5 protein-coding genes are annotated in these 4,507 nt (G+C 34.8%); 2 read left to right on the top strand and 3 right to left on the bottom strand.

Going from position 1 to position 4,507, the window contains the following annotated elements:
- The first annotated feature begins 125 nt into the window (after positions 1–125).
- Entirely contained in the window at positions 126–380 is a 255-nt protein-coding gene (locus H8Z82_RS16640; protein WP_182448760.1) for a hypothetical protein, read from the top strand.
- 142 nt (positions 381–522) lie between these two features.
- Here the strand turns inward: H8Z82_RS16640 and H8Z82_RS16635 are convergent, their stop codons facing one another.
- From H8Z82_RS16635 to H8Z82_RS16625, 3 genes are all read right to left on the bottom strand, one after another.
- On the bottom strand, positions 523–1,140 hold the full coding sequence (locus H8Z82_RS16635) for a PBECR4 domain-containing protein (protein ID WP_015543473.1): 618 nt from the start codon (positions 1,138–1,140) through the stop codon (positions 523–525).
- Positions 1,141–1,447: 307 nt separating this feature from the next.
- A complete protein-coding gene (locus H8Z82_RS16630; RefSeq protein WP_118401250.1) occupies positions 1,448–3,109 on the bottom strand; it encodes a relaxase/mobilization nuclease domain-containing protein in 1,662 nt (553 codons plus the stop codon).
- A gap of 1 nt (position 3,110) precedes the next feature.
- A complete protein-coding gene (locus H8Z82_RS16625) occupies positions 3,111–3,518 on the bottom strand; it encodes a plasmid mobilization protein (RefSeq protein WP_118401249.1) in 408 nt (135 codons plus the stop codon).
- Positions 3,519–3,890: 372 nt separating this feature from the next.
- Between H8Z82_RS16625 and H8Z82_RS16620 the strand changes: the two genes are divergently transcribed.
- The gene (locus H8Z82_RS16620; protein ID WP_186995738.1) at positions 3,891–4,502 is read left to right on the top strand and encodes a sugar phosphate nucleotidyltransferase; all 612 of its coding nucleotides are present in this window, start codon (positions 3,891–3,893) and stop codon (positions 4,500–4,502) included.
- The last annotated feature ends 5 nt before the right edge of the window (positions 4,503–4,507 follow it).

The following is a 4,507-nucleotide window of genomic DNA, read 5'->3' as shown; positions in this document are numbered from 1 at the left end:
AAGAGAGCTGATTGGTTATGAGAAGAAAAACAAAAGTGTTATTTATGGCATTGAGTATGTGTTGCATGTTGCTTATAAATTCGTCATATGTAATGGCAGCAAATCCTGATAATAACTTTTCAAAAATGGAAGAAAAAGTTGATGGGAAAATATATAATGAAAAAGGAGATGTACTGAATTTATCTTATATTGAATTTAAAAGTAGTTGCACGCATGCTTCTGGTAATCGTGTAACTGATACTGTATGGCAGCATAGACATACTGGATCAAGATGTGATGTATATAAAGCAAATGCAACATGGTGTAAAAAATGTAATACTATTTTAAAATATAATAGTGCTTGGGTGTATTCATATACACATTACGGATGTAACAAATAAATATTTACGGATATTTCCTGGTGGAGAAAATAGAATAATATTATTTATATAGAAAAAAGAACTTTAGAAAGATGGTGCATAGCACCATCTTTTCATGTATTACAGAAGAATATAAAAAACTTAAGTACCTTACAGATATATGCTACTCTGGTTTGGTGAGATAGTCATATTCTTTCGGAAAGGTAATGGTATCCCAGTCGATTTTTTTGGCCTTATAAACTAATTCCTGATAAGGGGAAGCTGAATTTTTTCGACGATATGTAGCGATTACCTGCTGTGAAATTTTAGTAACTGTGCGAATATCTGTATTCAGTACTGTATTTGGCACATATTCAGCACGATGAGTTTTTACAAAACCAAGGCAGGCTTTTACGCCACCAGCTAATTTTTCTGTATATAATTTTGGATTGCATCCGTTAAAATCTCCAACCATTTTAGCTGATATATTTTTAAGCATAAGTTGTGGAAGAATTTCAAGTTTTAACTGAGTAGTTCCATCAGATGCGAAGGAAAAATCTTCAGGACTTAATTTATGGTTTAAACAGCGCTTGTAAAAATCAGTAGCAGTAGTGCCATCAATTAATTTAATGCCTGTAAGGTGAAGAAAATTATATGGATAAAAACTTACTTCCAGAGAAGAAATATGTTTATGCTTGTCTTTTAAAATAAATAAGAGCTGATAGCCATTGAGATTTTCTTCGTATTTGGCAGCACAATCTATAATGATAGAAATGGCCTGCTGTTTGTTGTATTTTGTCATATTATGACCTCTGCAATATGTATAAAATATTTAAAGGGAGATTACAATACCGTAGCATTGTGCATCTCCCTTATAGACTGATTTTTCTGTTGTCCGCCAACACTCCAGCCCATATGTCTGGCTTTGCTTTCAGGTTTTTCTGTTGCCTGCCAACTCTCCGATTCATGTTCGGCTTTCGTTTCGGATTTTAGGTGTCAGCCACACCAACAGGATGTCGCCTGTTTTCCTATTCATAGTATATGCGAAAAAATGAATTTAGTCAACGGAGAAAGTGAAAAATAATTTGGAAAATTTTTTATCGAGATTTTTAACGGAAACAAGAATGTTCTTGTGATGTTTCGTGCAGAGATTCCTGTATATGTGGATGATTAAGAATGATATCCACATTGGAGCATACTGTACGAAGTTCACGTTCATATTCACGCCGGGAGTTAAATTCATCTCGCTGTACTGTCTGCAATTCTGTTAAACGACTCTTTTCCTCACGCAACATTTTCAGAGTAGGGAGTTTTTTGCCCTGTGCTTTTTCTTTGAGTATTCGGAGAGAAGACTCATAAAGGGTGAGTTCTGCCCGGTGATCTTCATAAAATTTTTCTTTATTTCGACTTTTTCGGTAATCGAAATAGATGGATTTATTGGCAAGGTACTGTCCGGTGTAATGAATCTGTTCATTTATACTTTTTAAAGAGTCATCTGTGGATTTCAGAGTATTTCTGGCATCAGTGCTTTGGGCAGAGGCATTGGAAAGGGCAGTATCTAAATCTTCCTTGCTCTGGAAACCATGTTCCTGTACATAGGCAACTGTCTGAGCCATCATCTTAAGATTAGACAGCTTTACTTTTTGTGCGTATGCCTGACTTTGCTGTGCCTTGATACAGTGCTGTAAATCTGTTACAAGTCGTAAATCAGATTTTATAAAAAGGAAAGAGTGTGTAGTTTCGTCAGTTTGGACAGAAGCTGACGATTTTGACTTTTCTGAAAAATCTGTAACTGGTCTGTCAGTAGAATGTGACTTTTCTGCGTGTTGCTTGCTGGAGTTATCCTGGAATACCTGCAGAAGATGATTTTCTTCATAAAGCGTTCCAAGATTTCTTCCGGTGATGTATTTTTGACGATTAGGATGCAGGTAGCTGTATCTGCCACGACTGACTTTAAATGTAATATTATATTTTTCAGACAGCAATCTGGAAAATTCTTCTTGTGATGTTGCCTGTGAAGCAACCGTATCAATCGCATCACGAAGGTATTGCTTCTCTGTTTGAAAGGTCGTCTGTCTTGGAGTAAGTCCTTTCTTTTTCAGTTCTGCATTGTGTTCATCGAGCTTTTTTTGACCTCTGCGTTTTGCCCAGTATTCTTTTTCAGATATTTTTCTTTCAGCAGGTGTCAGAAGATCTACCTGGTTTAGTCCATTGGAATGACACATATCCATAACTTTTTGTTTTAAGTAAATTCGGTATCTGTCAGAAAGATGATGTTTGTATCCAGCTTTTGAATCCCGGTCAAATTCCATATAGGGCTGTGGCTCGGTATCATACTTTCGCACACTGTTGATTACAATATGTACATGAATATTTCCACTGCCATTATGACCATCAGTGTGGGTGCAGACAAGAGCCTGGTGCCCAGGAAAATTCTCTCTGGCATATTCTACGCCAAGTTTCTGTGCCTGCTCTCCGGTCAGACCATGTTCTTCCTGATCTTTAGGATCAAAGCTGATGATGTAGTGATGCGACTTAATCTCATTAAAAGACTGATTTTTGTGAAAGAAAGCGTTAGTTTCCCGACATTCCGCATCAAATGTAAACGGATCACAGTTTATACCATCCAGATAATATTCTTCACGAAGAAACATATTCCCATTATCATCAAGAATTGGTTTTTGCGTATATTCATCATGTTGGAAAATCAGATAGCGTTCAGCTTCTCCATAGTCGGCATTCTTGCTTGCAATATGTTTCAGGATTGCCATATTAGTTTTCTCCTGTGTTATTTCTATTATTTGCATTGACAGTGGTAAAATCTCCAGCCAGTTTTATTACTTCGTATTTTAATTTATAAATTTCAGCAATGCTCTTTTTGATTTCGTTACGCATTTCCTGGGAATGGAGTCCACCAGTATTAAAGTAACGAGCTATTTGGTTCAGATTGCTACCAATCTTTCCAAATTCAGCAATTAATTTCTTTAACTCCGATAGATCTGCCACAATTTCATATTTCACAATTACTTTTTTATTTGTTATCTGTTTACGGACATACTCTGCTAACGGGAGGCTTGCTGCTTTTGCATTTTCTGCAATTATTTCATATTCAGTATTGGTGAGACGGAGCATGATATGACGAGTATGCCGTAAGTTTTTATCTTTTTTAGGTCGTGCCATTTTATAGTTCCTTTCAAAATAAAGATATTTCTATATATAAAGCCGATTTGAAAATATCAGGCGGTAACACAATAAAAATATTTATGGATTTTTCGTGATAGATATGATCACGATGCGACTGTTTTTTTACAGGAGCCAAGTATGCATATTAGTGAAAACTGTATTATCTGAGGGTATGGGGAGCAGAATCCCCATCAAGATTGCCAGATAGTCGAAAGTCACGAAGTGAGTTTTGAGTTACTCAGGCGAAACTTGCTCTTAATTTGTTACAGTAAAAGTACAGATTATTACAGTTATTTATTTATATAAATTTTGTCTGTTAAAATAAATATGTAGATAAGAAATAGGGTAGGATTTTATAGAGGAAGAAAAATGAAAGCAGTAATACCAGCAGCTGGAGAAGGAAAAAGATTTAATAAGGATTCTACTTATATGCATAAATGTCTTGTACCAATTAATGGTAAAGCTTTATTGCTATACACTTTGGAAAACCTTACAAATATAAAAGAAATAACGGAATGTATAGTTATTATTGGAGAGAATCATGAAAAGATTATAGATACTATTGGAACAAAAGTTAATGATACGCCGATTTTGTTTTGTAAACAAAAACAATCTGTAAAAGGAGTTGTCGGTGCAATAGAAAGTGCAGTGGAAGAGATTGGCAATGATGATTTTATCTTGGTGTTAGCAGATGAATTTGTATATGAAAATAATTATGCAGAGGCGATTGAAAAATTTAAAACAAGTACTAACGAATGTATGGTTGGATTATACTATGAGAAGTACTTGGAATATGTAAAAAAAAATTATACATTTATAAAGTCTCCAGATGGTTTTCTGTATAATTTTATAGAAAAACCTCAGATTGTTTATAATAATTGCAGTGGAACCGGTAATATTATATTTAAAAATACAGTGTTAGGTGCTATTAAGAAAGTGCAGTGGAAGAGATTGGCAATGATGATTTTATCTTGGTGTTAGCAGAT

The sequence above is a fragment of the Blautia difficilis genome (assembly GCF_014297245.1).
GTDB classification, from domain to species: domain Bacteria; phylum Bacillota; class Clostridia; order Lachnospirales; family Lachnospiraceae; genus Blautia_A; species Blautia_A difficilis.
The sequence above is the reverse complement of the archived record's forward strand: the minus strand, read 5'-3'. Positions and strand labels throughout refer to the sequence as shown.

Coding starts and splice junctions, on each gene's coding strand:
- H8Z82_RS16625 (WP_118401249.1), bottom strand. CDS start 3,518: ATGGCACGACCTAAAAAAGATAAAAACTTACGGCATACTCGTCATATC.
- H8Z82_RS16630 (WP_118401250.1), bottom strand. CDS start 3,109: ATGGCAATCCTGAAACATATTGCAAGCAAGAATGCCGACTATGGAGAA.
- H8Z82_RS16620 (WP_186995738.1), top strand. CDS start 3,891: ATGAAAGCAGTAATACCAGCAGCTGGAGAAGGAAAAAGATTTAATAAG.
- H8Z82_RS16640 (WP_182448760.1), top strand. CDS start 126: ATGGAAGAAAAAGTTGATGGGAAAATATATAATGAAAAAGGAGATGTA.
- H8Z82_RS16635 (WP_015543473.1), bottom strand. CDS start 1,140: ATGACAAAATACAACAAACAGCAGGCCATTTCTATCATTATAGATTGT.